This is a genomic window from Thioalkalivibrio sp. ALMg3 (assembly GCF_000381225.1).
In the GTDB taxonomy this organism is placed as follows: domain Bacteria; phylum Pseudomonadota; class Gammaproteobacteria; order Ectothiorhodospirales; family Ectothiorhodospiraceae; genus Thioalkalivibrio; species Thioalkalivibrio versutus.
Genome location: NZ_KB906231.1, coordinates 36805 through 60929 on the forward strand (window position 1 = coordinate 36805; position 24125 = coordinate 60929).

General features: G+C 67.1%; 24 protein-coding genes and 1 tRNA gene. 14 read left to right on the forward strand and 11 right to left on the reverse strand.

Going from position 1 to position 24125, the window contains the following annotated elements; translation table 11 throughout:
- Positions 1 to 7 precede the first annotated feature (7 nt).
- Together F622_RS0111635 and F622_RS0111640 are read left to right on the forward strand one after the other, a co-directional pair.
- Positions 8 to 1189, forward strand: a complete 1182-nt coding sequence (locus tag F622_RS0111635; protein ID WP_018167966.1) for an AI-2E family transporter — start codon at positions 8 to 10, stop codon at positions 1187 to 1189.
- Positions 1186 to 1635 carry a hypothetical protein gene (locus F622_RS0111640; RefSeq protein ID WP_018167967.1) on the forward strand — a complete coding sequence of 150 codons (450 nt, stop codon included), beginning with the start codon at positions 1186 to 1188 and terminating at the stop codon, positions 1633 to 1635. The genes F622_RS0111635 and F622_RS0111640 overlap by 4 nt, the downstream gene beginning before the upstream one ends.
- 7 nt (positions 1636 to 1642) lie before the next feature.
- Here F622_RS0111640 and F622_RS0111645 read toward each other — a convergent pair whose 3' ends face one another.
- The 6 genes from F622_RS0111645 to guaB form a co-directional block, all read right to left on the reverse strand.
- Positions 1643 to 1876, reverse strand: coding sequence for a hypothetical protein (locus tag F622_RS0111645; protein WP_018146292.1), 234 nt, complete (start codon positions 1874 to 1876; stop codon positions 1643 to 1645).
- 41 nt (positions 1877 to 1917) lie between these two features.
- A complete protein-coding gene (locus tag F622_RS0111650) occupies positions 1918 to 2202 on the reverse strand; it encodes a YqjD family protein (RefSeq protein ID WP_018146293.1) in 285 nt (94 codons plus the stop codon).
- Positions 2203 to 2545: 343 nt separating this feature from the next.
- Entirely contained in the window at positions 2546 to 3355 is an 810-nt protein-coding gene (locus F622_RS0111655) for a cytochrome b5 domain-containing protein (protein WP_019572032.1), read from the reverse strand.
- Positions 3352 to 4650, reverse strand: coding sequence for a ferric reductase-like transmembrane domain-containing protein (locus F622_RS0111660; protein ID WP_019572033.1), 1299 nt, complete (start codon positions 4648 to 4650; stop codon positions 3352 to 3354). Before F622_RS0111660 ends, F622_RS0111655 begins: the two co-directional genes overlap by 4 nt.
- Positions 4651 to 4853: 203 nt before the next feature.
- The gene (gene guaA / locus F622_RS0111665) at positions 4854 to 6431 is read right to left on the reverse strand and encodes a glutamine-hydrolyzing GMP synthase (protein WP_018650431.1); all 1578 of its coding nucleotides are present in this window, start codon (positions 6429 to 6431) and stop codon (positions 4854 to 4856) included.
- 71 nt (positions 6432 to 6502) lie between these two features.
- On the reverse strand, positions 6503 to 7963 hold the full coding sequence (guaB, locus tag F622_RS0111670) for an IMP dehydrogenase (protein WP_018167971.1): 1461 nt from the start codon (positions 7961 to 7963) through the stop codon (positions 6503 to 6505).
- Between the two features lie 190 nt (positions 7964 to 8153).
- Here guaB and F622_RS0111675 point away from each other — a divergent pair, with 190 nt between their 5' ends.
- Together F622_RS0111675 and xseA are read left to right on the forward strand one after the other, a co-directional pair.
- Entirely contained in the window at positions 8154 to 8927 is a 774-nt protein-coding gene (locus F622_RS0111675; protein ID WP_018167972.1) for a DUF4197 domain-containing protein, read from the forward strand.
- A 14-nt stretch (positions 8928 to 8941) separates the two neighbouring features.
- A complete protein-coding gene (gene xseA / locus F622_RS0111680; protein ID WP_018167973.1) occupies positions 8942 to 10351 on the forward strand; it encodes an exodeoxyribonuclease VII large subunit in 1410 nt (469 codons plus the stop codon).
- Positions 10352 to 10712: 361 nt separating this feature from the next.
- Here xseA and proB read toward each other — a convergent pair whose 3' ends face one another.
- From proB to rplU, 4 genes are all read right to left on the reverse strand, one after another.
- Positions 10713 to 11846: a glutamate 5-kinase gene (gene proB, locus F622_RS0111685; RefSeq protein ID WP_018167974.1), complete on the reverse strand. Its 1134-nt coding sequence runs from the start codon at positions 11844 to 11846 to the stop codon at positions 10713 to 10715.
- Positions 11843 to 12925, reverse strand: coding sequence for an Obg family GTPase CgtA (gene cgtA / locus F622_RS0111690; RefSeq protein WP_018167975.1), 1083 nt, complete (start codon positions 12923 to 12925; stop codon positions 11843 to 11845). The genes proB and cgtA overlap by 4 nt, the downstream gene beginning before the upstream one ends.
- 78 nt (positions 12926 to 13003) lie before the next feature.
- On the reverse strand, positions 13004 to 13264 hold the full coding sequence (gene rpmA / locus F622_RS0111695; protein WP_017941884.1) for a 50S ribosomal protein L27: 261 nt from the start codon (positions 13262 to 13264) through the stop codon (positions 13004 to 13006).
- A 29-nt stretch (positions 13265 to 13293) separates the two neighbouring features.
- Complete coding sequence (gene rplU, locus F622_RS0111700; RefSeq protein WP_018146302.1) at positions 13294 to 13605, reverse strand: 50S ribosomal protein L21; 312 nt, start codon at positions 13603 to 13605, stop codon at positions 13294 to 13296.
- 311 nt (positions 13606 to 13916) lie between these two features.
- Between rplU and ispB the strand changes: the two genes are divergently transcribed.
- The 7 genes from ispB (at position 13917) to F622_RS0111735 (ending at position 20145) form a co-directional block, all read left to right on the forward strand.
- Positions 13917 to 14885 carry an octaprenyl diphosphate synthase gene (gene ispB, locus F622_RS0111705; protein ID WP_018167977.1) on the forward strand — a complete coding sequence of 323 codons (969 nt, stop codon included), beginning with the start codon at positions 13917 to 13919 and terminating at the stop codon, positions 14883 to 14885.
- 107 nt (positions 14886 to 14992) lie between these two features.
- Positions 14993 to 15069 (forward strand) — tRNA-Pro (locus F622_RS0111710).
- Positions 15070 to 15170: 101 nt separating this feature from the next.
- Complete coding sequence (gmk, locus tag F622_RS0111715) at positions 15171 to 15821, forward strand: guanylate kinase (protein ID WP_018146304.1); 651 nt, start codon at positions 15171 to 15173, stop codon at positions 15819 to 15821.
- 37 nt (positions 15822 to 15858) lie between these two features.
- Positions 15859 to 16134 (forward strand): DNA-directed RNA polymerase subunit omega, encoded by a 276-nt coding sequence (rpoZ, locus tag F622_RS0111720; RefSeq protein WP_018146305.1) that lies wholly within the window; start codon positions 15859 to 15861, stop codon positions 16132 to 16134.
- A gap of 12 nt (positions 16135 to 16146) precedes the next feature.
- Positions 16147 to 18327 (forward strand): bifunctional GTP diphosphokinase/guanosine-3',5'-bis pyrophosphate 3'-pyrophosphohydrolase, encoded by a 2181-nt coding sequence (gene spoT, locus F622_RS0111725; protein ID WP_018167978.1) that lies wholly within the window; start codon positions 16147 to 16149, stop codon positions 18325 to 18327.
- Between the two features lie 78 nt (positions 18328 to 18405).
- Complete coding sequence (locus F622_RS0111730; protein ID WP_019572034.1) at positions 18406 to 19482, forward strand: SO_0444 family Cu/Zn efflux transporter; 1077 nt, start codon at positions 18406 to 18408, stop codon at positions 19480 to 19482.
- A complete protein-coding gene (locus F622_RS0111735) occupies positions 19483 to 20145 on the forward strand; it encodes an O-methyltransferase (protein ID WP_018167980.1) in 663 nt (220 codons plus the stop codon).
- A gap of 83 nt (positions 20146 to 20228) precedes the next feature.
- Here F622_RS0111735 and F622_RS14315 read toward each other — a convergent pair whose 3' ends face one another.
- Positions 20229 to 20651, reverse strand: coding sequence for a hypothetical protein (locus F622_RS14315; protein ID WP_369772407.1), 423 nt, complete (start codon positions 20649 to 20651; stop codon positions 20229 to 20231).
- Positions 20652 to 20770: 119 nt separating this feature from the next.
- Here F622_RS14315 and F622_RS0111745 point away from each other — a divergent pair, with 119 nt between their 5' ends.
- The 3 genes from F622_RS0111745 (at position 20771) to F622_RS0111755 (ending at position 24102) form a co-directional block, all read left to right on the forward strand.
- Positions 20771 to 21310 carry a hypothetical protein gene (locus tag F622_RS0111745; RefSeq protein WP_018167982.1) on the forward strand — a complete coding sequence of 180 codons (540 nt, stop codon included), beginning with the start codon at positions 20771 to 20773 and terminating at the stop codon, positions 21308 to 21310.
- Positions 21310 to 21834, forward strand: coding sequence for a c-type cytochrome (locus F622_RS0111750; protein WP_019572035.1), 525 nt, complete (start codon positions 21310 to 21312; stop codon positions 21832 to 21834). Before F622_RS0111745 ends, F622_RS0111750 begins: the two co-directional genes overlap by 1 nt.
- 192 nt (positions 21835 to 22026) lie before the next feature.
- Entirely contained in the window at positions 22027 to 24102 is a 2076-nt protein-coding gene (locus F622_RS0111755; protein WP_019572036.1) for a bifunctional diguanylate cyclase/phosphodiesterase, read from the forward strand.
- Positions 24103 to 24125: the final 23 nt, after the last annotated feature.

The following is a 24125-nucleotide window of genomic DNA, read 5'->3' on the forward strand; positions in this document are numbered from 1 at the left end:
CCCGACAATGCCCCACGACACGGAGGAATCCCTCGATGAAGGGGGCAGGAGGGCTGCTCAGGACCGGGCCGGGTTACGCCCGCGTAAACGACTGTTCAACGCGGCCGAGCTTCGCTTGTTCCGCTATACGGCGGTCTTGCTGTCCCTGGTGGCGTTGGCCGCGCTGATTGCGGTTGTTGCGTGGGCTCTAGGCTGGATACTGAGCACGTTCTACAACCTCCTCCTGTCGCTCTCGATCGCAGGCATCCTGGCGCTGGTGCTCCATCCAGTGGTGAATTTTCTCGAGACCCGGCTTCGCTTGCCCAGATGGCTGGCCATCATGCTGCTGATGGCGATCTTCTTTCTGGGGGTCGGCGCCCTGTTGTTCTTTCTTGTCCCCACCCTGACCGCCCAGATCGTTCAGCTGTTAACCGCCTTGCCCGAGACCCTGGCGCGCTGGGAGGATCATTTTTCTTTTTACTTTCCAGAAATTAGCGCCATGATTTCGGAACGCCTGGAAGCCGGCAATGGGGAGGAGTCCGAGTCTTCTCTGGAAGTCACCGGAAAGACCGTTATGTCCTATTTGGGGATGTTGGCGGGTATCAGCTTCGTTCCGCTGTTTCTCTTCTTCGCGCTGCTCTCGGGTGACTCGCTGCGGGGAAAGGCATCGGAACTGTTATCCATATTCCAAGGGCGCACTCAGCAGAAAATACTCTATTTCATGGATGTTTTCGTGGGATACATCACCGCCTTCTTCCAGGGCCAACTGTTGATCGCCATGATCATGGGTGCCCTGTATGCGCTCAGCTTTACGCTGATCGGCCTGCAGTACGGCGTGCTTGCCGGGCTCGTGCTGGGACTGCTGAATATCGTCCCCTTCCTGGGAACCCTGATCGGACTGTTGGTGATTCTGCCCCTGGCCTACCTTCAGCCGGATGGCGGCATTGAGTTATTGATGCTGACCGTACTGGCGTTCGCGGTGGTACAACTGATCGAAAGCTGGTTGCTGACGCCGAAGATCATGTCCAACCGCTCTGGCCTGCACCCCGCACTCGTCATTATTTCCCTGTTCTTCTGGGGCACCGCCCTGAACGGGATTATCGGGATGGTACTCGCGATTCCTTTGACGGCGTTCTTTGTGGCCATCTGGGGTGAAATCAAGTCCAGCCTGAAACACGCGCTGAGTAGCCGGGAGGACGCACGACCATGAAGGAAACAGATCCCAGTCAGGACGAGGATGGCGGTCACGACCGCAGCCAGGACATCACGCAAATCCTGAAGACCCTGGCGGCGGACATCGCTCGCCTTCTTGCGGTAGAGGCGCGGCTGTTCGGACACACGGTGCTGATGATGATCGGGCTCACCGTGATGATTGCGCTTCTGTTGGTGGGCGGCTGGCTGTTTGCCGGGGCGAGTCTGGTGGTCGCCCTGGCCAGCCTGCAGGCCTTCAGCCTGACGGGCGCGCTGCTGACGGTAACGCTGGCACATCTGGTGCTGGCGGCGCTGGCCTTCTGGCGACTCCGGCACATCACCCGCGACCTCACGTTCCGTGAAAGCCGGGCGAGCGTTAACAGCTTGCTCGTCCAGGCGAGATCGCTCGTTGACGCTGCAGAGCAGCAACCCCCGGAAGCAGAACCGCAGCGCCCCGAGAAATAGGTCGCGGTCAGCGAAGCGGCGAGCCGATCAGACTGGAGGCAATCCGCCAGGCTTTCATCTGGCCTGCCAGGATTCCATAGGTATATTTGATGCCGGGCATATCCAGGCGACCGGCCAACAAGCCACACCCAAAGGCAATAGCCAGCACAGCAGGCCGGCGGGCCAGGGCCCGTGCCCGGTGCAGCAAGCGGTCGATCCGCCAGCGAACAAGGCCGGCACCGTGATCAATTCGGCCGCGCAAATGCGCGGCCTCCTGCCTTAACTGGTGGCCACGGAACACGATCAACGGCGCCGTAAAGCAGCCACCAAGGTCCCCGCCGCGAATGCGAGACCCAGGGAAAGCAAAGGATTTTCCCGCACGAAGCCACTAACCGATTGCAGGGCCTCTTCGGAGTGCTCCTTGACCTTCGCCCCGGCCTCCTTGGCTTTCTCCTCCGCGCTCGCCGCCCCATGGCGGATCCGTTCTTCGGCCTTGCCGGCGCCCCTGGCGGCCTGGTCTACAGTCTCGTGAGCGCGCTCCGAGATGCGATCGGTGGTGGCGTGTTCGCTACTGCCTGGTGTATTCATGGCTATTTCCCGTTGCTGTGGTGGGATAAAGGTGGATGCCGATCAGCATCCACCGACAAGCAACGGAAAGTTTCTCGGAAATGGCTCCACCCGTCTGCGCGGTAGCGAACAAAAGCGCCAGATCCACCAGCTTCTTTGAACCAGGCACACCTGGCTGCGCTGGATGTACCGTGGTCGCGGGTGGTGTGGGTGATCTCGGGGGACACTGCCGACCGCACACCGGGCTGACACTCAAGGCCCAGGACGTCGCTCACGGGGGCTACCCGCTGTGGTTCATGGGCCTGGCGGGAGCACTACAAATGGCCGGCGGCACGCACTCCTGGCCTGGGGGATGCCGGCCCTATCACGGCCACTGATAGACACCGCGATTAAGCGCGTCCCGGATGGCCGAGATCAGCTTGTTGCCTCTCAGGGTCGCGCCGGTAAAGGCGTCGATGTCGTCCACCACCTCCTCCGGCGCATAGAGATCGAATAGGGCCGACAGCGGCCGGCCTTCGAGGTAATCGATAGCCTGACGGTGCTGGCGCATCACGGCATGAAGTTCCTCGTGCTCCTCAAGCGCCAGATAATCCACTCCCTGGTAGCTCAGGTACCGGAACCGGACGTTGTGGAAATGATGGTCCCGCAGATCGAACTGGATATTGACCTGCATCGCGCCCCGGTCCGAAAACACGCCTCGATAGCGCCCGTCCAGGTACGTCCCGGGCGACAGGCCGAGCAGCACCCGGCCCGGCGGATGGGTGGCGGGTTCCCGCGTGGGCGCTGAAGCCTCGGGCCGTGCCTGGGGTGCCGGTGCATCGGCCAGTTGCCCGACCCGGTACTGTTCCAGCATGGCCGCAGCCCTGGGGCTGTGCGGACGCCCGGACGTCTTGTTGTACCAGCCTTCCGTGGCATCACGGCCGCACCACTCCAGCATCACGTCCTCGGAGGTGGGGTGACGCGGAATATAGTCCGTCACGTCGTACACCTGGCCGTCGATGGCCTTCCAGCAGCTCTCGGCACTGTCGTGGGCCGCAAGCTCCTGTTCTGTAAACAGGCGCTGATCGTCGTCGGTCTCGCGGGTCTCCGCGACCAGCGCGCTGACGGCCCAAAGGGTGATGATCACGGCGCAGAAGGCCACGAACGCGGTGTAGGCAATCTTGTTCACGGTCATAGGAAATCAAACGCCTCCGTATGAATGCGGCCCCTGGGTACACCGGCGCGGCTTAGAAGCCCCATCAGGTGATGCACCATGCCGGGCGGCCCGCAGATGTAGATCTCCCGTTCCTCCAGGTCCGGGCAATGCGAGCGGATGAACGCTTCGTCCACGGGGCCGCGATCCTGGAAATAATGGATCTGTGCATCGAAATGCGGGTGCCCCTGCGCGATCTCCCGAAGCTCGTCCATGTAATAGGCGCGGTCCGGTCGATTGGCCAGGTAGATCAGGGTGACCTCCGGCCCGGCCCCGGGCTCCCGCTGGAGGGCCCGGGCGCCGGACACGAAGGGCGTAATGCCGATGCCGCCACCGAACCAGAGTTGCCGGCGTTGCGGCTCGCATCGCTCGAAGAACTGCCCGTAGGGGCCCTCGATCTGCACGGCGGTTCCCGGTGTCACCGTCTGCAATGCCCGGCTGGCGTCGCCCAGGGCCTTGATGCCCACCCGGACAACGTCCTCGCCTGGCGCCGAAGAGATGGTGTAGGGGTGCTCTTCCCCCCGGCCGGCTTCCAGGCCCGGGTCGTGGGGGGTGAGGTACATGAACTGTCCCGCGGCATGCGACATGGCCCGGCCCCTCGGGGCGAGGGTGATCTCCACCACGTTGGACGCAAGGGCGGTCACGGCATCGACGGTATAATCATGGCGCCCCAGCCGGGGCGACAGCACCTTGCGCCAGAGCACTGCGCCGACCGCCAGGGCCGCGAGCCCCCACCAGAGCAGCGCATGCTCCACGAGCATGACCGCGTGCGCGAACGCCAGCAGGAACGCGGGCACCGACAACAGGTGGAGGCGCTTCCAGCGCTGGTAATGCGGCCTGCCGAAAAACTGAAAGGTGGGCGCGAGAAAGATCAGCATCAGCGCCAATGCGCCCCAACCGATCCATACCGCCCCGTGTTCAAGGGGCGGAAAGATCACCCGGACGGCCGCTGCCGGAGAAATGGGCAGCGCCCCGAAGGCCAGCCACACCACGTGCAGCATGATCAGGATGAAGGCCGTGAAACCCAGTATCCGGTGCAGGGTCCAGATGCGCGGCAAACCGCCGAACCAGCGATCCAGGCCCGGCAGGCGCACACTCAGCATTGCACCGACCAGCAGCGCGCTCAGACCCAGCACCCCGGCCAAGTGACCGAGCGCCGAGAGCACCTCCGCCGCGCCGGCGCCCGGCGGCGGCCACCAACGCGGCCACGCCACCAGCACCGGCAGCAGCAGCAACACCACGACAATCCAGTCACCCGCTCTGATGCGTCTGAACATGGGATCCGTTTATTCCAGGAAGTCCACCTCGGCACAGTCTAGGTAACCGCCGATCAATGTACACGCTCGCGTTAGTGCACCGTGTCTTCCGAGGCAAGGCGTAGCCCCACGGCCGGTAGTCGTGCTACCGGCCGTGGGCTAAGCAGGATCCTGAAGCCTCCGCTATGACGCCGGTCAGCACCCGCCATTGCGGGTCTTTCCAGTCACTCCCACTCGATGGTGGCGGGGGGCTTGCCGGAGATGTCGTAGGTGACGCGGGAGATGCCGGGGATCTCGTTGATGATCCGCCGCGAGACGTGGTCGAGGAAGTCGTACGGCAGGTGGGCCCAGCGGGCGGTCATGAAGTCGATGGTCTCCACCGCGCGCAGGGCCACCACGTAGTCGTAGCGCCGGCCGTCGCCCATCACCCCCACCGACTTCACCGGCAGGAAGACCGCGAACGCCTGCGAGGTCTTGTCATAGAGATCGGCCTTGCGCAGCTCCTCGATGAAGATCGCGTCGGCGCGACGCAGCAGGTCGGCGTATTCCTTCTTCACCTCGCCGAGGATGCGCACGCCCAGGCCCGGCCCGGGGAACGGATGGCGATAGACCATCTCGGTGGGCAGGCCCAGCTCGACACCGATCTTGCGCACCTCGTCCTTGAACAGCTCGCGCAGCGGCTCGACCAGCCCCAGCTTCATGTTCTCCGGCAGGCCGCCCACGTTGTGGTGCGACTTGATCACGTGGGCCTTGCCGGTCTTGGAGTCGGCCGACTCGATCACGTCCGGGTAAATCGTGCCCTGGGCCAGCCACTGCACGTTGTCGAGCTTTGCAGCCTGTTCGTCGAACACGTCGATGAACAACCCGCCGATGATCTTGCGCTTGGCCTCCGGGTCCTGGATGCCCGCCAGGGCGCTCATGAAGCGCTCCTCGGCATCCACACGGATCACCTGCACACCCATGTGGCGAGCGAAGGTCGCCATGACCTGGTCACCCTCGCCCTCGCGCAGCAGCCCGGTATCCACGAACACGCAGGTCAGCTGGTCGCCGATCGCCTTGTGCAGCAGCGCGCCCACCACCGAGGAGTCCACCCCGCCGGACAGGCCCAGTACCACGTGATCGTCGCCGACCTGCTCGCGCACCCGCGCGGCCATGTCGTCGATGATGTTGTCGGCCGTCCACAACGCCGCGCAGCCGCAGATATCGTGCAGGAAGCGCTCGATGATGCGCTGGCCCTGGGTGGTGTGGGTCACCTCGGGGTGGAACTGCACGCCGTAGAAGCCGCGATCCGGATCGGCCATGCCGGCGATCGGTGCGGAATCGGTGGAGGCCATCAAGCGGAAGCCCTGCGGCAGCTCGGTCACGTGGTCGCCGTGCGACATCCAGACGTCCAGCAGGCCATAGCCCTCCGGCGTAGTGTGATCCTCGATGTCGCGCAGCAGCGGCGTATGGCCACGGGCGCGCACCTGGGCATAGCCAAACTCGCGACGCTCCGACGGCTCGACCCGACCACCCAACTGCGCGGCCATGGTCTGCATGCCGTAGCAGATGCCCAGTACCGGAACCCCCAGCTCGAACACCGCGTCCTCGGCGCGCGGGGGCTGGTCGACATTCACCGACTCGGGGCCGCCGGAGAGGATGATCGCAGTGGGATTGAACGCACGGATGTCGGCCGCCGGCATGTCCCAGGCATGCACCTCGGAGTAGACCCTGGCCTCGCGCACGCGGCGGGCGATCAGCTGGGTGTACTGGGAACCGAAGTCCAGCACCAGAATGCGGTGGGCGTGAAGATCCTGGGTCATGAGGTCATCCGGTATCCCGGCCTGCGGGCCGGGAGTATGTCAGGTAGGGATACCCGGCCATCGTGGCCGGGTCAGTCCATGCGGTAGTTCGGGGCTTCCTTGGTGATCGCCACGTCGTGCACATGGCTCTCGCGCATGCCGGCGGCGGTCACGCGGACGAAATGCGGCTTGGTCCGCATCTCTTCGATGTTGTGTGCGCCGACATAGCCCATGGACGAGCGCAGCCCGCCCATCAGCTGGTAGATGATGGCGACGATCGAGCCCTTGTACGGCACCCGGCCCTCGATCCCCTCGGGCACGAACTTGTCGGCCGAGCTGTTCGGATCCTGGAAGTAGCGATCCGAGGAGCCCTGCTGCATCGCGCCCAAAGAGCCCATACCGCGATAGATCTTGTAGGAACGACCCTGGTACAACTCGACCTCGCCCGGGGCCTCTTCGGTCCCGGCGAACATCGAGCCCAGCATCACGCAATCGGCGCCCGCGGCGATCGCCTTGGCCAGGTCCCCGGAAAAGCGCACGCCCCCGTCGGCGATCATCGGCACACCCGTGCCCTTCAGCGCCTCGGACACATCGGAGATCGCCGTGATCTGCGGCACGCCCACGCCGGCCACGATGCGGGTGGTGCAGATCGAGCCCGGCCCGATTCCGACCTTCACGCCGTCGGCCCCGGCCGCGACCAGCGCCTTGGCCGCATCGGCGGTGGCGATGTTGCCACCGATCACCTGCACGTCCGGGTAGTGCTTCTTGACCCAGGCGACGCGATCCAGCACGCCCTGGGAATGCCCGTGCGCGGTATCCACCACCAGCACGTCCACCCCGGCCTCGACCAGCGCGGCCACGCGCTCATCGGTGCCCTCACCCACACCCACCGCGGCACCCACGCGCAGACGGCCCCGCTCGTCCTTGGAGGCATGCGGGTGCTCGGTGGACTTCTGGATGTCCTTGACCGTGATCATCCCGCGCAGCTGGAAGTCGTCGTTGACGACCAGCACCTTTTCGATCCGGTGCTTGTGCAGCAGCTCCAGCACCAGCTCGCGGTCGGCCCCCTCGGGCACGGTAACCAGGCGCTCGCGCGGGGTCATGATCTCCGAGACCGGGGCGTTCATGCGGGTCTCGAAGCGCAGATCGCGGGAGGTCACGATGCCCATCAGGTCGTTGCCGGAAACGATCGGCACGCCGGAGATGTGATTGGCGTCGGTCAGCGCGACCACGTCGCCGATGCTCGCATCCGGGCCGATGGTGATCGGCTCGCTGATCACACCGCTTTCGTATTTCTTGACCTGCCGGACCTCGGCGGCCTGGGCCTCCGCCGACATGTTCTTGTGCACGATCCCGAGCCCGCCCTCCTGGGCCATCGCGATCGCCAGATTGGCCTCGGTGACCGTGTCCATCGCGGCCGACACCAACGGGGCGGACAGCGTGATCTCGCGGGTAATCCGGGTACTCAGGTCGACATCACGCGGAACGACATTCGAATGCCCCGGGATCAGCAGTACATCATCAAAGGTAAGGGCTTCACCGAGTATCCGCATGCACCACTCCAGGCCAGGCCCGCCGGGACGCAAGGGAGAAAACCCCGGGGGCGGATAAATAGCCGTTCAGTATAGAATTCGGGCCCTTCCGGGACAAGCACAGACACACATGCAAGGGCCGTGCGCAGACGCCCGGACAGCACCCTGATAGGATGCGAATCCATCCCGAGCCCCCTGCCAGGCGAGACCCATGCCCGAGCGCGCGCCTACGGCCCGCATCACCCGACGCACCGCGCTGGCCCTGTTGCTGGCCCCCGGCCTCGGCCTGGCCACTGCGTCCAGCGCTCGCGCCGACTGGTGGCGCTTCGGTCAGGACATGTTCCGCTCGCTGATCACCCGGCCACCGGAATTCGCCGGGTTGTCGACCGCCGAGCTGATCGAGGCGGTGCACGAGGCCCTGGTCATCGCGACCCACGCCGCCTCCGAGACCCTCAGCCGGCGCAACGGCTTCTACGGCAACCCGGACGTGCGCATCCCCCTGCCCGAGGTGCTCGCCACCACACGGCGATCGCTGGGCCGGCTCGGCATGGCCGCGCCGCTGGACACCCTGGAGGAGCGCATGAACCGCGCGGCCGAGGATGCGGTATGGCAGGCCCGGGAACCCTTCATCCGGGCGATCTTCGCGCTCGATCTCGACGATGCCCGCGGCATCCTGCTGGGGCCCGAGGACGCCGCCACCCGTCATCTGGAAACACAGATGCGACCGCGCCTGACTGAGGCCATGCGTCCCGCGATCGAGCACAGCCTGGACGCCGTGGAGGCCATGACGACCCACCGCGAGCTGGAGTCGCGGATGCGCGACATCCCGTTTCTGGCAAACGTCCGCCTGGACCTGGCCGAGCATGTGCTGGACCACACCATGGACGGCCTGTTCCACGCCCTCGCGGAAGAAGAGGCCCGCCTGCGGGTCGACCCCGTCGGGCGCGGCACCGATGTCTTCCAGCGCGTCTTCACCCGTCTGTAACCATCGAGCCCCTCATGAGCGACGCCCCCGTCTTTTCCGTAACCGAGCTCAACCAGTGTGCCGACGGCCTGCTGCGTGACGGGCTTGGCCTCGTGCGCGTGGAGGGCGAGGTATCGAACCTGCGTCAATACGCATCCGGGCACCAGTACTTTTCGCTGAAGGACGAGAACGCCTCGGTGAGCTGCGTGCTGTTCCGCGGGCGCTCCCGCCAGGCCGCCCGCTTTGCCGACGGCGACGCCGTACAGATCCAGGGGCGTGCCGGGATCTACGGCGCCCGCGGGCAGTTCCAGCTGATCGTCGAGGCCCTGCAACCGGCCGGCGAGGGCCGCCTGCTGGCCGCCTTCCAGCGCCTGAAGGAAAAGCTCGCCGCCGAGGGGCTGTTCGACGCCGAGCGCAAGCAGCCACTGCCCGCCTGGACCCACCGCCTGGGCGTGATCACCTCCACCCAGGGCGATGTGCGCCACGACATCGAGCGCACCCTGGCGCGGCGCTTCCCGCTGTTGCTACCGGTCACGCTTTACCCCACCGCGGTGCAGGGTGCCCAGGCCGCCGGCCAGATTGTCGCGGCCCTGGAACAGGCTGCGGCCGAGGGCCGGGTCGACGTACTCATCCTCGCCCGCGGCGGCGGCTCCCTGGAAGATCTACAGGCCTTTAACGAGGAGAGCGTCGCGCGCGCCATCGCCGCCTGCCCGATCCCGGTGGTCAGCGGCGTGGGGCACGAGACCGACACCACCATCGCCGATTTCGTCGCCGACCTGCGCGCCTCCACGCCCACCGCCGCGGCGGAGGCTGTCAGCCCGGATGCCGCGACCCTGCGCCACCAGCTAGCGCGGGCCCGCGAACGCCTGAGCGGGCTACTAGGCCAGCGCGTGGCGCGCCACCAGCAGACCCTGACCGCCCTGCATACGCGCCTGGAACGCCGCCACCCGCGGCAAATGCTGGAACGCGATGCCCAACGCCTGGACGACCAGCGCGAACGCCTGCAGCGCGCCTGGTCGCGCCTCGAGGAACGCGCCCGGGTGCGGTTGCAACACGCCCGGTTGCGTCTGGCCGGCGCCTCGCCCGGCACCCGCCTGGCATCCGCCCGCATGCGCCTGGATCACCTGCGCCAGCGCCTGGTACGGGTACGCCCGGACCACGACATCCTGCAGCGGCGCGAGGCCCTCGCCCGCCTGCAACGCCAACTGCAAACGGCCACCCACCAGGCCCTCGTCGCCCGCCAGCGGCAGCTGGACGCCACTGCGCGCCAGCTGCGTTCACTGGGCCCGGAGGCGGTGCTGGAACGCGGCTACGCGATCCTGCAGACCACAGAGGGCGAAGTCCTGCGCGCCGCGGATCAGACCGCCAGCGGCGAACGCGTGCATGCACGTCTGGCGCGCGGGCGCCTGGACCTGGAAGTCACCGCCACACACGGCGACAACTGAGCCGCGGTCTCCCGGCCTTTAACCACCGACGGCACACAGACAATCGCGTGTAACAGGAAGACGGGAAGCGCGCGAAGGGGTAAGAAGGAAGTGGGTAGCCTGGGGTCAGCACCTGCAAGGCCATCCCGGCCGCAACGCGGCGGAGAGCCGGGATGGCCTCCGTCACGCACACCCCCACCAACGTGCCCGCCCCCACCGCCGGGAACCCGGATACCTGGTCAGCACACCCCAAATCCCGTAGGAGCGTGCTTGCACGCGAAGCCCCTGCCAGAGTCTGACGCGGGCAGGGGCTTCGCGTGCAAGCACGCTCCCACAGCTGTGGTTCCACAGACCCACGCAGGACAGCAGCATCCGGTGGCGGTCAGGAAAGCAGGACGAGATTGTCCCGATGGATCAGCTCCGGCTCGAGCAGGTAGCCGAGCTCGGCCTCGATGCGATCGGCACGCTGGCCGCGGATACGCTGAATCTCGCTGGCCGCGTAGTTCGTAAGCCCCCGTGCCACGGCGGTCCCGTCCGGATCCACGCAGGTCACGACCTCGCCGCGGCGAAAATCCCCCTCGACGCTGACCACACCTACCGGTAGCAGGCTGCTCCCCGATTCGCGCAGCACGCGTGCGGCCCCGGCGTCCAGCTGCAGCTGACCGCGCGAGTGCAGCTGGTCCGCCAGCCAGCGCTTGCGCGCCGCCAGCGGTTCGCGGTCCGGCTTTAGCCAGGTGCCCAGTGCTTCGCCCTTCAGCACCCGCCCCATCACCTGCGCCTCGCGTCCGGAGGCAATCACGGTATGCGTGCCGGAACGGGCCGCGCGTTCGGCAGCCAGCAGCTTGGTTGCCATGCCACCCCGGCCCAGGCGACCGAAATCGGCTGCCACATAGCGGTGAAGCTCGGCATCCGAGGCCCGGCCCTCCTGGATCAAGCGGGCATCCGCATGCTTGCGCGGATCGCGGTCGAACAGGCCATCCTGGTCGGTCAGGATCAGCAGCAGGTCGGCCACCACCAGGTTAGCCACCAGCGCGGCCAGGGTGTCGTTGTCGCCGAGCCGGATCTCCTCGTAGGCCACGGTGTCGTTCTCGTTGACCACCGGGATCGTCCCCATCTCGAGCAGGGCCAGCATGGTGCTGCGGGCATTCAGGTAGCGCGAGCGGTCGGCGAGGTCGTCGTGGGTCAGCAGGACCTGCGCCGCATGCAGATCGTGGCTGGCGAATTCGCGCTCGTAGGCCTGAACCAGGCCCATCTGTCCGACCGCGGCGGCGGCCTGCACGTGGTGCAACTGGTGCGGGCGCTCGGTCATGCCCAGCCGACGCATGCCCTCGGCCACCGCCCCGCTGGAGACCAGGATCACCTCCAGCCCGCGCCGGCGCAGCGCCGCGATCTGGTGCGCCCAGGACTCCAGCGCCGGGCGGTCGAGCCCGGCACCATCGGCGGTGATCAGCGCGCTGCCAATCTTGACGACGACCCGGCGAATGGCGGGGAGCGCCCGTGTGGCAGACGCTGTCACGCGGGGTCCTCCGGCTTGTCCTCCGGCGTCCCCATCGCACCCCGCCGATCGGCCTCGGCCGCCGCCTGCGCGGCCTCCTCGACATGGCGCATCACCGCCTGCAGCAGGGCGTCCACGCCCTCGCCGGTCACCGCGGAGATGGTAAACACCGGATGCGCCTCGCCCTGGTCCGCACGCACGCGCTCGACCAGGGCCGCGAGTTCGTCGGCATCCAGCAGTTCCTTCTTGTTCAGCACAATCCAGCGCGGGAGGGCCGCCAGCTTGTCGCTGTGGTGCTCCAGTTCGGTGATCGCGGTGCGCAGGTCCACCAGCGGATCGGCCTCCGGGTCCGGCGGGGACACGTCCACCACGTGCAGCAGCAAGCGGGTGCGGGCCAGATGCTTGAGGAAACGCGTACCCAGACCCGCGCCCTCGGCCGCGCCCTCGATCAGCCCGGGGATGTCGGCGATCACGAAGCTCTGGTTGACCCCGATGCGCACCACGCCCAGTTGCGGGATCAGGGTGGTGAACGGGTAGTCGGCGATCTTCGGGCGCGCGGCCGAGGCCCGCGCCAGCAGCGTGGACTTGCCGGCATTCGGCAGGCCCAGCAAACCGACGTCGGCCAGCACCATCAGCTCCAGCGACAGCTTGCGCAGGTCGCCCGGGGTGCCCGGCTTGCTCTGACGGGGCGCCTGGTTGGTGGAGGACTTGTACCGGGTATTGCCGAGGCCGTGGAAGCCACCCTGAGCGACCAGCAGACGCTGCCCCTCGTGGGTCACATCACCCAGGATCTCGTCGGTCTCGGCATCGCGCACCTGAGTGCCGATCGGCACTGCGATCTCCAGATCCTCGCCGGAAGACCCCGTACGATTGCGCCCCTTGCCGTTCTCGCCACGCTCGGCATCAAACCGGCGCTGGTAGCGAAAATCGGCCAGGGTGTTAAGGCCTTCGTCGCCCACCAGCCATACGGAGCCGCCATCTCCGCCGTCACCCCCGTCGGGCCCGCCAAAGGGGATGTATTTCTCGCGGCGGAAGCTGACACAGCCATTCCCGCCGTCGCCGGCCTTTACGGTAATGGTGGCCTCGTCGATGAACTTCATTGCTTGCTTCCCGAAGTACAGAACAAAAAAAGCCCCGTCGAACGGGGCTTTTCGCGAACGCTTCGCTGTCCGGCCGGCTTACTGCTGCGGCTGGATGCTCACGAAACGACGGTTGTGCGGGCCACCCACCTTGAAGACGACCTGGCCGTCAACCTTGGCGAACAGCGTATGGTCCTTGCCACAACCCACGCCCTCGCCGGGATGATACTGCGTCCCGCGCTGACGAACGAGGATGTTGCCGGCGCGCACGACCTGACCGCCAAAGCGCTTCACGCCCAGGCGTTTGCTCTCGGAATCGCGCCCGTTGCGGGTACTGCCGCCTGCCTTTTTATGTGCCATGGTTCAGCTCTCCTGAATGCCTGCGGCGATCAACCGGCGATGCCGGTGATGCGCACGGTGGTGTAATGCTGGCGGTGTCCCATCTGCTTCTGGGAGTGCTTGCGCCGCCGGAATTTCATGATGTGGATCTTCTTGGCGCGGCCATGGTCTTCGACCTTGGCGGTGACCTTGCCACCGTCCACCAGCGGGGCCCCGACGCGGACATCGTCACCCGCACCGACCATCAGCACCTGGTCGAACTCGACCTCGGAACCGGCCTCGGCCTCGAGCTTCTCGATGCGAATCACGTCGCCTTCGGCGACGCGGTACTGTTTACCACCTGTTGCGATGATCGCGTACATTTCCCTGGGACTCCGTTGCGATACCTTGTGTGGACCAGCTGACTGGGAGCTGGTCTCGCGAAAGGGCGGAAATGCTAGCAGCGCTTCTCGCTCGGGTCAATGCCGGGAAGCGGCCAGGCCGCGGGAACGCTCATGGACGGGTACACGCTGGACACCCCGTTTTTTCGATCCCGGGCGCGCGGCAACGGCCCTTGGCCCATCCGGCCCGCAAACCGCTCCGGCGCGCGCCCGAACTTGTACATTAGGCAGCGTTTCCCTAGCATGCCTTCGCCCCTCACGACCACCTCACATGAGCCTGCTTGCCTACCCCCATGCCCATTGAAGCAATCCGAGAACTGGCGGCCGACGACATGCAGGCCGTCGACCAGTGCATCCGTGAGCGCCTCAGCTCGCCGGTGGTGCTGATCAACCAACTCGGACACTACATCATCCATTCGGGCGGCAAGCGCCTGCGGCCGCTGCTGGCCACCCTGTCAGCGCGGGCCTGCCATGTGCAGGGCCAGGACCCGGTGACACTGGCGGCGGTGGTGGAGTTCATCCATACCGCGACCCTGCTGCACGACGACGTCGTGGATGCCTCGGAGCTGCGCCGCGGCAACGAGACCGCCAACCACATCTTCGGCAACGAGGCCGCCGTCCTGGTCGGTGACTTCCTCTACTCGCGCGCGTTCGAGATGATGGTCGAGGTCGGCTCCATGCGGGTCATGGAGATCCTCTCCCACGCGACCAACGTGATCGCCGAGGGCGAGGTGATGCAGCTGATGAACTGCCACGACGCCGACGTTGACGAACAGCGCTACATGCACGTGATCCAGTCGAAGACCGCCAAGCTGTTCGAGGCCGCCTGCCAGCTGGGCGCCATTCTGGGCGAACGCCCGGAACACGACGAGCAGGCGCTGGCCCGCTACGGCATGCACCTGGGCACCGCCTTCCAGCTGATCGACGACGTCCTGGACTACTCCTCCGATGACGAGGTGACCGGCAAGCGCATGGGCGACGACCTCGCCGAGGGCAAGCCCACGCTGCCGCTGATCCATGCGCTGCGCGTGGGCTCCCCCGAGCAGCAGGCCGTCGTGCGCCGGGCGATCGAAGAAGGCGGCCGCGATCAGGTCGACGCCGTGCTGCAGGCCGTACACGGAACCGACGGCCTGGCCTACACCCGCTCTCGCGCCGAGGCCGAAACCGACGCCGCCATCGAGGCAATCTCCACGTTGCCCGATTCGCCCCAGCGTCAGGCCCTGATCGATCTCGCCCGTTTCGCCGTCGGGCGCAACCACTGACGCGGCGCGACCCACGCCGCATGGCGGGTCGACCGTTACCGATAGGATTTTCAGCGCCTGGGGCATGGACACGCCCCGGGAGGCTCGGCATAATAGCGGGCTCGGTTCGGAGTGTAGCTCAGCTTGGTAGAGCACTGCCTTCGGGAGGCAGGGGTCGAAGGTTCGAATCCTTTCACTCCGACCAACCTTCTTCTTGACCCTGGTCTTCCGGCCTGTGGCCCGATTCAAGCGGCCCATCCGGAAGCGGCCAGATCCCGATCACGTTCAGGCCCTGCGGACACGTCCATGACCGCCAATACCCCGGCCGTTCGCGGCACCCTCTATATCGTTTCCGCGCCCTCGGGTGCCGGCAAGACCAGCCTGGTCGCCGCCCTGCTTGAATCGGTGACGGCGGTGGAGGTCTCGGTTTCGCATACCACACGGACGCCGCGCGCCAGCGAGGTCGACGGACAGCACTACCACTTCGTCAGCGCCGAGACCTTCCTCGGGATGATCGAGGACGGCCAGCTGCTGGAACACGCCAAGGTGTTCGACAACTTCTACGGCACCGCGCTCGCCAGTGTCGACGAACGCCTGGACGCCGGGGTGGACGTGATCCTGGAGATCGACTGGCAGGGTGCGCGCCAGGTGCGCGCCGCCGTGCCGGATGCGCATTCCATCTTCATCCTGCCGCCCTCGCGCGACGAGCTGGAACGCCGCCTGCGCGGCCGCGGGCAGGACGAGGAAGACGTGATCCAGCGCCGTCTGCGGGATGCCGAATCCGACTGCACGCATTTCCGCGAGTACGACTACACCGTGGTCAATGCCGACTTCGACCAGGCCGTGCGCGATCTGGCCTGTATCTTCCGCGCCAACCGCCTGCGCACCGTGGAACAGGAGATCCGATCCGCATCCACGATCGGGAATCTGTTGGCGGGCGCGCATGGGTCGGCGTAACATGCAAGTTTCAAGAATTTACTGACCGGAGTATCCGATGGCACGCGTCACCGTCGAGGACTGCCTCGAAAATGTCGAAAACCGTTTCCAGCTGGTGCTGATGGCTGCCCGCCGGGCCCGCCACATTGCCCACGGGAAGGAAGCCCGCGTACCCGAGGACAACGACAAGCCCACGGTAATCGCCCTGCGCGAAATCGCCGCCGGCGTGGTCGGTATCGAGGTGTTCGACGAACACGACGAACGGCCCCAGAACCAGATGCTGGACTTCAGCACCATCCGTCATCTGGAACAGCTGGAAGCCGACGAGCGCTAGGAGATTTTCTGAATGGCCGCTGGGCAGCCAGCTTCGCCCGGGGCCCCCTCCTCGGTACCAGGCGACTCGACCCGATTCCTGATCAGCGATTTATGTTCCGAACTCGAGGCCTACCTCGAGCCGGAAGAGGTCGAGGAGGTCTATCGCGCCTATCTCCTGGGCGCGGAGTCGCACGAGGGCCAGACCCGCAAGACCGGGGAGCCCTACATCTATCACCCGCTCGCCGTGGCTCGCACCATGGCCGAAATGCGGATGGACCACCAGGCGATCAGCGCCGCCATCCTGCATGACGTGATGGAGGACACCGCCACCAGCAAGGACCGTATCCGCGCCGAGTTCGGCGAGGAGGTCGCAGAGCTGGTGGACGGCGTGTCCAAGCTGACCCACCTGCAGTTCCAGTCGAAGGCCGAGGCGCAGGCGGAAAACTTCCGCAAGATGATGCTGGCGATCACCCGCGACATCCGGGTGATTCTGATCAAGCTGGCCGACCGCCTGCACAACATGCGCACCCTCGGTGTGATGCGCCCGGACAAGCGCCGCCGCATCGCCAAGGAAACCCTCGAGATCTATGCCCCGATCGCGCAGCGCCTGGGCATGAATGCCATGCGCCGCGAGCTGGAGGAACTCGGTTTCTCGGCCAAGCACCCCTGGCGCGCCGCGGTACTGGAACGCGCAGTACACCGGGCCGGCGGCAACCGCCGCGAGCCAATGAAGAACATCGAACAGGCGATCTGCTCGCGCATGGAGGCTTCCGGGATCATCGGGCGCATCTCCGGGCGCGAGAAGAGCCTGTACAGCATCTACCGCAAGATGCGCGACAAGCACCACTCGTTCGAAGACGTGTTCGATGTCTTCGCCATCCGCATCATCGTCGACGACGTGGACACCTGCTACCGCTCGCTGGGCGTGGTGCACAACCTCTACAAGCCGGTTCCGGGACGCTTCAAGGACTACATCGCGATCCCCAAGTCCAACGGCTACCAGTCGCTGCACACCATCCTGTTCGGTCCGCAGGGCGCCCCGATCGAGGTGCAAGTCCGCTCCACCGAGATGGATCGCGTGGCCGAGAGCGGGATCGCCGCACACTGGCAGTACAAGGCCGGCAGCGAATCCAGCCGCACGGCCCAGAGCCGGGCACGCGAATGGCTGAAGGATGTCCTCGAGATCCAGAACAGCGTCGGCAACTCCATCGAGTTCCTGGAGAACGTCAAGGTCGACCTGTTCCCCGACGAGGTCTACACCTTCACCCCCGAGGGCGACATCCTCGTGCTCCCGCGCGACGCCACCCCGATCGACTTCGCCTACGCCGTGCACTCGGACGTCGGCAACCGCTGCGTGGCCGCCAAGATCGATCGCCAGCTCGCCCCGCTGTCGGTACGCCTGCAAAGCGGCCAGACGGTGGAGATCGTCACCTCGCCCGGCGCCCGCCCCAACCCGGCCTGGCTGTCCTTCGTGGTCACCGGCAAGGCGCGCACCGGCATCCGCCACTGCCTCAAGTCCATGCAGTCCGAGGAGGCCCGCACCCTCGGCGAGCGCATGCTGGAAAAGGCGCTGGAATCCATGGATACCAGCCTGCCCCGCATCTCGCCGGCCCGCCTGGACCAGATGCTGGACGCGATGCAGCTGGAAGACCTGGACGCGCTGCTGATCGATATCGGCCTGGGTAATCGCATGGCCTCGCTGGTGGCCCGCCAGATGGTCGGCAAGGAAAGCCCCGACCCGACCGCCACAGAGCCCGCCACTACGACCACGCTCGCGGTCAACGGCACCGAAGGGCTGGTGCTGAATTACGCCCGTTGCTGCCACCCGATCCCGGGCGACCCGATCATTGGCCAGTTGAGCGCCGGGCGCGGCCTGGTGGTCCACCGCGAGAACTGCCGCAACGTCCTGCACGAGAGCCGCGACCGGTCCGACCGCACCATCGCGCTGGAGTGGTCGCATGAGCCCCAGCTGCAATTCACCGCCGCCGTACGCACCCGCACCGCCAACCGCCGCGGGGCGCTGGCCGACATGGCCGCGGTCATCGCGGATCACGGCTCCAACATCGAGCACATCTCGTTCAACGAGCAGGACGGCCACTCCACCGCGATGACCTTCCTGCTGACCGTACGTGACCGCCAGCACCTGGCCCAGATCATGCGCGGCCTGCGGCGGCTGTCCGATGTCCTGCGCATCTCGCGCCAGCGCGGCTGACACGCAACGTCCCCGCTGATCCGCCACCCGGCGGGCGGGCTTCTTGCAGGCGCCCCGTGCGCAACGGAAGATCGAGGCATGATCGCCGACATCCTCAACGAAACACTGGGCGTCGCGCTCACCGCGGCGCCCTGGCTGCTGCTGGGCCTGCTGGCCGCCGGCGCGGTCAAGGCCCTGATCCCGGAGGCCGCCCTGCAGCGCTGGCTCGGCGGCGCCGGCCTGGCGGCCACGGCGCGTGCCGCCGTCGTCGGTGCACCGTTGCCGCTTTGTTCCTGCGGGGCCATCCCCACCGCCCTGTCCCTGCATCGCGGCGGCGCCGGTCGCGGGCCCACCACCGCCTTCCTGATCGGAACGCCGGGTGTCGGCGTGGACTCGCTTGCCATCAGCTACGCCCTGCTGGGCCCGGTAATGGCCGTGGCCCGCGCCCTTGGCGCCATCGTCACGGCCATCACCACGGGGTTACTGGTGGGGCGCACGCGCGCCGCGACGGCCCCCCCGGAGGCAACCAGGGCCGAACCCGACACCTGCGGCGGATGTTGCGGGACCGACACGGGCTGCGCCACGCCCGAAGCCCCGGAACGCCTCTCCGCACGGCTCCGCAGCGGACTGCACTACGCCTTCCACGACGTCCTCGACGATATCCGCCTGTGGCTGGTGATCGGCCTGCTGGTCGCCGGCACCCTGCTCGCCCTGGTCCCGCCGGCCACCCTGGCCGCCTGGGGCTCGGGCCTGGCGGCGATGCTGGTGATGGCCGTCATCGGCATCCCGATGTACCTGTGCGCGACCGCCGCCACGCCCATCGCCGTGGGCCTGATCGCGGCCGGGGTCTCGCCCGGCACGGTGCTGGTGTTCCTGCTGGCCGCGCCGATCACCAGCCTGGCGACGCTGGGCGTATTCCGCCGCGAACTCGGCACCCCGGCGCTAGTGCTCTACCTGGCCGGAATCGCGGCCACCACCATCGCGCTGGGGCTCGCCCTGGACGCCGGACTGGCCCGTACCGGGGTCGACATCACAACCCAGATGGGCGCCGCCGGCGAGTTGCTGCCCGCCTGGCTCGAGTGGAGCGCCCTGGCCATCCTGATCGTCCTGGCCACACCGGTCCTGCGCCGGTGGCTGGACCGCCTGATCCCTCACCCACACCCGCGGAGCGCGTGAATGTCCAATCGTTCCATCGGACTCGATGAACCGCTGTACCACTACCTCCTGGAGCACTCGCTGCGCGAGCCCGACGTGCTGGCGCAGCTGCGCGCCGAAACGGCCAGCCTGCCCGAGGCGAACATGCAGATCGCCCCGGAGCAGGGACAGTTCATGGCGCTGCTGGCGAAGCTCATGGGCGCACAGCGCTATCTGGAGATCGGCACCTTCACCGGCTACAGCGCGCTGGCCATCGCCCTCGTCCTGCCGGAGGACGGCGAGGTCGTCACCCTGGACAACAGCGCGGACTGGACCGCCACGGCCCGGCGCTACTGGGAGCGCGCCGGGGTCGCCGGACGCATCCGGCTCGAGCTGGGCGAGGCGCGCAACACGCTGCAGGCGCTGGAGGCCGCCGGCGAGACCGGTCGCTTCGATCTGGCCTTCATCGATGCCGACAAGACCGGCTATCCCGACTATTTCGAACACTGCCTGCGCCTGGTACGCCCCGGCGGCCTCATCCTGACCGACAACACCCTGTGGCACGGAACCGTCGCCGACCCGGACGACCAGCGCGACGACACCCGCGCGATCCGCGCCTTCAATGACGCCCTGCATCACGACGAACGCATCGACCTCTCGCTGGTCCCCATCGGCGACGGCCTGACCCTGGCCCGCCGCCGCTGAAGCAGAGGCTGCCCTGGATTCACCACAAAGCCTCCGGAGCGCATGGAGAAGGGCCAGGTCAAGGGCGAATCCTCCACGAAGCCTTACCGGCAAAGGCCGCTGTCGCCTAGGCCACGGCGGCAGATGGCACGGCGCTCCACTGACTGCACCACCCAGCCCGCCTCGACCTCGTCCAGCTCCAGGCGGAATTCGTAGGCACTGACGGCATCGTCGCGTAACCCGGTCAGGCGGACCTCGGCGCGCTCCGGACGCGGCTGGTCGATCTCCAGCCCGGCGTAGTCAACCGCCAGTCCAGAATGCCAGGGGCTGACCGCCAGCCACGCCATCACCGCGGCACCGGGCATCACCGTGGGCGCCTGCGAAGGCACCACCTGCGCCTCGAAGGCGGTAGGCGCCGGCTCCCAGCCGTCCGGCGCAGTGCCCGCTTTCGGGGCCGAAGCGGACGTGGCACAGCCCGCCAGCAGTACCGTCAGACACCCCCATGCAACCCGCCATCCCCATCGCATCCCGTGGTTCCTCTCGCAAAAATTTCCCTGCGCACGAACATACCGGACCGTCAAACGTCCTACCATGGAAGAAAGACCAGATCAGTCCGCCGCCCTGCGCGGACCGGGAGGAAGACACCATGAAACTGCTCAAGCTGCGCTACATCCTGATGACGAGCCTGTGCGCCCTGTTGCTGGCCGCAAGCCCGCTCCACTCCGACGAGCATGCGTCCGCCGCAGAGGACGACACCACCGCCAGCGAGATGGAAGAACTGCGCGAATCCTGGGCCGAGACCCGCGAGGAGATCCAGGAAGAAAGCACCGAGGCCGGTGAGGCCACCCGCTCGCGCACCCGCGAGACCCTGGACGCGATGGACCGCGAACTCGGCCGCCTGGGCGACAACCTCCGCGAGGGCTGGGATGACCTGAGCGACGCGACTCGCGAGCGCCGCGAACGCGCCTACGACGGACTGGTCGAGGAACGTGACCGCCTGGCCGAATGGTCGGGCGAGATGCGCGAGCGCTCCTCCGGCGCCTGGGGCGGTATTCGCGACGGGGCAAAGGACGCCTGGGGCGGCGTGCGCGACGGCTCGCGCAAGGCCTGGGGCTCGGTGCGTGACGCCTTCCGCGGCGGCGACGAACCAGCCGGGAATGCGGGCGATCCGGACGTTCAGGACTGATGCGGCGACACCCATCGCTCACCCCCTGGATCGGCAGCGTGGCACTGATCCTCGCGTCCGCCAGCCTGACCGGTTGCGACGGGTTCGGCGGCGCGTCCGGGACCCCCGACCACCTCGAGCGCACCACGGATCCGGAGGTCCTCCAGCGCGGTGAGCGCCTCTACCAGGAGCACTGCATCGCCTGCCACGGGGCGCAGCGCGAGGGCGCCGAGGACTGGCGCCAGCGCAACCTGGACGGCACCCTGCCGCCGCCCCCGCTGGATGGCAGCGCCCATACCTGGCACCACCCCTACTGGCAACTGAAGGACATGATCCGTTTTGGCGCCGAGGCGCGTGGCGGCGCCATGCCAAGCTTCGAGGACACGCTCTCGGAAGCGGATGTCGAGGCGATCATCGCCTGGCTGCAGTCGCACTGGCCGGACGAGATCTTCGAGGCCTGGACACGCTACGACCGCAACCACCCCACCCAGGCCGACTGGGAAGAGGCCATGGGCGAACCCTGGGTGACCCACCCCGACGGCTAACCCGACGCCGAGCCATACGCACACCGCCGCAGCCCCGATACAATGCACACGGAATGCATCGGCCTGTGCCGGCGTCATTTGAATGGAACGCTGCGCGGTCACCGCATGGCAGGGAATGCAGTAAAACAAGGACGGCCGGGAGGGGCCCATGCATGACGCCAAACAGCGCGCGTGTCACAGCGAGCACCGGGGGTGCGCGTGAATCGACGCGCCAACGACTTCGCGGCGGTTAGTGAACAAGCCCGTCTGCAAGGCCTGGTCGAGCAGGAACGCCAGGCAAGGCGCCGCGCCGAGACCCTGGCCGAGACCCGGCTGCAGGACGTCTACGCCAAGCAGAAACAGATCGAGCTGCTCAACACCATTGCCTCGACGGCCAACCAGTCGGACTCCATCGCGCATGTTCTGCGCTCGGCCCTCGCGGCCATCGGGCAGTACCTCGACTGGCCGGTGGGGCATGCCTATCTGGCCCGACACGACGAAAACAGCGACTACAGAGAGCTGAACCCCACCGGCATCTGGCACCTCGCCGCCGCCGAGCCGTTCACCGAGTTCCGCGAGAACACCGACAACACGCCCTTTGCCAGTGGCCACGGGCTACCCGGCCGGGTACTGACGAACGGCGAACCGGCATGGATCGAGAACCTGGCCGCGGACGACAATTTCCCGCGGGCACCGCAGGCCGCCGCCAGCGGCCTGCGGTCCGGATTCGCCTTCCCGGTCATGGTCGGCCAGGAGGTCGCCTGCGTCCTCGAGTTCTTTGCCACAGAACCCACCACCACCGACCCCGACCTGCTGTGGCTGATGTGGCAGATCGGCGTGCAACTGGGCCGCGTGATCGAGCGCAACCGCCACGAAGAACACCGGCTCCACAACGCCTCCCATGACCAGCTGACCGGGCTCCCCAACCGCCGCCTGTTCCACGACCGCCTGGCCCATGCCATTGCCCGCGCCACCCGCGAACCCTTCAACCTGTTCGCCGTGCTGTTCGTGGATATCGACCGCTTCAAGGTCGTCAACGACAGCCTCGGGCACCCGGCCGGCGACGAACTGCTGGTGCGGGTTGGGCGGCGCCTGCTGAACGCCCTGCGCCGGAACGATACCGTCTCGCGGCCCAAGGGGGACGAGGCCAACCGCCCGGACGACACCCTCGCGCGCCTGGGCGGCGACGAATTCACCATCCTGCTGGAGGGCCTGCATGAGCCGGTGGACGCCCTGCGCGTGGCCGAACGCCTGCAGGCCGTGCTGCACGAGCCGTTCACCATCGCCGGACAGGACATCTACGTCACCGTCAGTATCGGCATTGCCACCCGCCCCTACGGCCAGAGCTGCCCCGCCCGCGAGACCCACGCGGCGGACGACCCCGCGCGCCCGGCCACGCCGGACGACCTGATGCGCGAGGCAGACATGGCGATGTACCGCGCGAAGTCACTGGGCAAGGCCCGCTGCGAGTTCTGCGACCCCGGCATGCAGACCCAGGCGCTGCAAAGTCTGGCCCTCGAGACCGACCTGCGCCATGCGGTGGAGCGCGGCGACTTCATCGTCCACTTCCAGCCCATCGTGTCACTCGGCGAGGACTGCATCACCGGCTTCGAGGGCCTGGTGCGCTGGCAGCGCAACGGCGAGCTGGTCGCGCCGGACGACTTCATTCCCATCGCCGAAGACACCGGGCAAATCCACCTGATCGACATGCAGGTGCTCTACACGGCCTGCTGTCAGCTGGTGCAATGGGGTATCGACTACCCGGAGATGCCGCTGACCATCAGCACCAACCTCTCCGCCCGGCAGCTCACGCGCCCGGGACTGGTCGACGAGGTGCAGACCATTCTTGCCGGCACCGGGGTGTCGGCCTCCCAGGTGCGCCTGGAGATCACCGAGACTGCGACGCTCGGCAATCTCGACGAGCTGATCGAGACCCTGCACCGGCTCAAGGCCCTGGGCATCAGCCTGGCAATGGACGACTTCGGCACCGGCTACTCGTCACTCAGCTACCTGCACCGGCTACCGCTGGACATCCTCAAGATCGATCGCAGCTTCGTCTCCGGGCTGGACCACGACGAATACAGCCAGCGCCTGGTTCAGACCGTAATCCACATGGCCCGCAACCTGGGTCTGGAGGCCGTGGCCGAGGGCGTCGAAAGCCATACCCACGCCGCGACGCTGCGCGCCCTCGGCTGCACCCTGGCCCAGGGCTACTACTATTCCCCACCGGTGGACGCCGCCAGCGCCACGGCCCTGCTTTCCGGCGATGCCCTGGTGGGCTGTCGGTAGAACGACCGACGGCTGCATGGACT

Excerpts from the sequence above, each read along its gene's own strand:
- F622_RS0111635 (WP_018167966.1), top strand. The coding sequence starts at position 8 with ATGCCCCACGACACGGAGGAATCCCTCGATGAAGGGGGCAGGAGGGCT.
- F622_RS0111640 (WP_018167967.1), top strand. The coding sequence starts at position 1,186 with ATGAAGGAAACAGATCCCAGTCAGGACGAGGATGGCGGTCACGACCGC.
- F622_RS0111650 (WP_018146293.1), bottom strand. The coding sequence starts at position 2,202 with ATGAATACACCAGGCAGTAGCGAACACGCCACCACCGATCGCATCTCG.
- F622_RS0111655 (WP_019572032.1), bottom strand. The coding sequence starts at position 3,355 with ATGACCGTGAACAAGATTGCCTACACCGCGTTCGTGGCCTTCTGCGCC.
- F622_RS0111660 (WP_019572033.1), bottom strand. The coding sequence starts at position 4,650 with ATGTTCAGACGCATCAGAGCGGGTGACTGGATTGTCGTGGTGTTGCTG.
- guaA (WP_018650431.1), bottom strand. The coding sequence starts at position 6,431 with ATGACCCAGGATCTTCACGCCCACCGCATTCTGGTGCTGGACTTCGGT.
- guaB (WP_018167971.1), bottom strand. The coding sequence starts at position 7,963 with ATGCGGATACTCGGTGAAGCCCTTACCTTTGATGATGTACTGCTGATC.
- F622_RS0111675 (WP_018167972.1), top strand. The coding sequence starts at position 8,154 with ATGCCCGAGCGCGCGCCTACGGCCCGCATCACCCGACGCACCGCGCTG.
- xseA (WP_018167973.1), top strand. The coding sequence starts at position 8,942 with ATGAGCGACGCCCCCGTCTTTTCCGTAACCGAGCTCAACCAGTGTGCC.
- cgtA (WP_018167975.1), bottom strand. The coding sequence starts at position 12,925 with ATGAAGTTCATCGACGAGGCCACCATTACCGTAAAGGCCGGCGACGGC.
- rpmA (WP_017941884.1), bottom strand. The coding sequence starts at position 13,264 with ATGGCACATAAAAAGGCAGGCGGCAGTACCCGCAACGGGCGCGATTCC.
- rplU (WP_018146302.1), bottom strand. The coding sequence starts at position 13,605 with ATGTACGCGATCATCGCAACAGGTGGTAAACAGTACCGCGTCGCCGAA.
- ispB (WP_018167977.1), top strand. The coding sequence starts at position 13,917 with ATGCCCATTGAAGCAATCCGAGAACTGGCGGCCGACGACATGCAGGCC.
- gmk (WP_018146304.1), top strand. The coding sequence starts at position 15,171 with ATGACCGCCAATACCCCGGCCGTTCGCGGCACCCTCTATATCGTTTCC.
- rpoZ (WP_018146305.1), top strand. The coding sequence starts at position 15,859 with ATGGCACGCGTCACCGTCGAGGACTGCCTCGAAAATGTCGAAAACCGT.
- spoT (WP_018167978.1), top strand. The coding sequence starts at position 16,147 with ATGGCCGCTGGGCAGCCAGCTTCGCCCGGGGCCCCCTCCTCGGTACCA.
- F622_RS0111730 (WP_019572034.1), top strand. The coding sequence starts at position 18,406 with ATGATCGCCGACATCCTCAACGAAACACTGGGCGTCGCGCTCACCGCG.
- F622_RS0111735 (WP_018167980.1), top strand. The coding sequence starts at position 19,483 with ATGTCCAATCGTTCCATCGGACTCGATGAACCGCTGTACCACTACCTC.
- F622_RS14315 (WP_369772407.1), bottom strand. The coding sequence starts at position 20,651 with ATGCGATGGGGATGGCGGGTTGCATGGGGGTGTCTGACGGTACTGCTG.
- F622_RS0111745 (WP_018167982.1), top strand. The coding sequence starts at position 20,771 with ATGAAACTGCTCAAGCTGCGCTACATCCTGATGACGAGCCTGTGCGCC.
- F622_RS0111750 (WP_019572035.1), top strand. The coding sequence starts at position 21,310 with ATGCGGCGACACCCATCGCTCACCCCCTGGATCGGCAGCGTGGCACTG.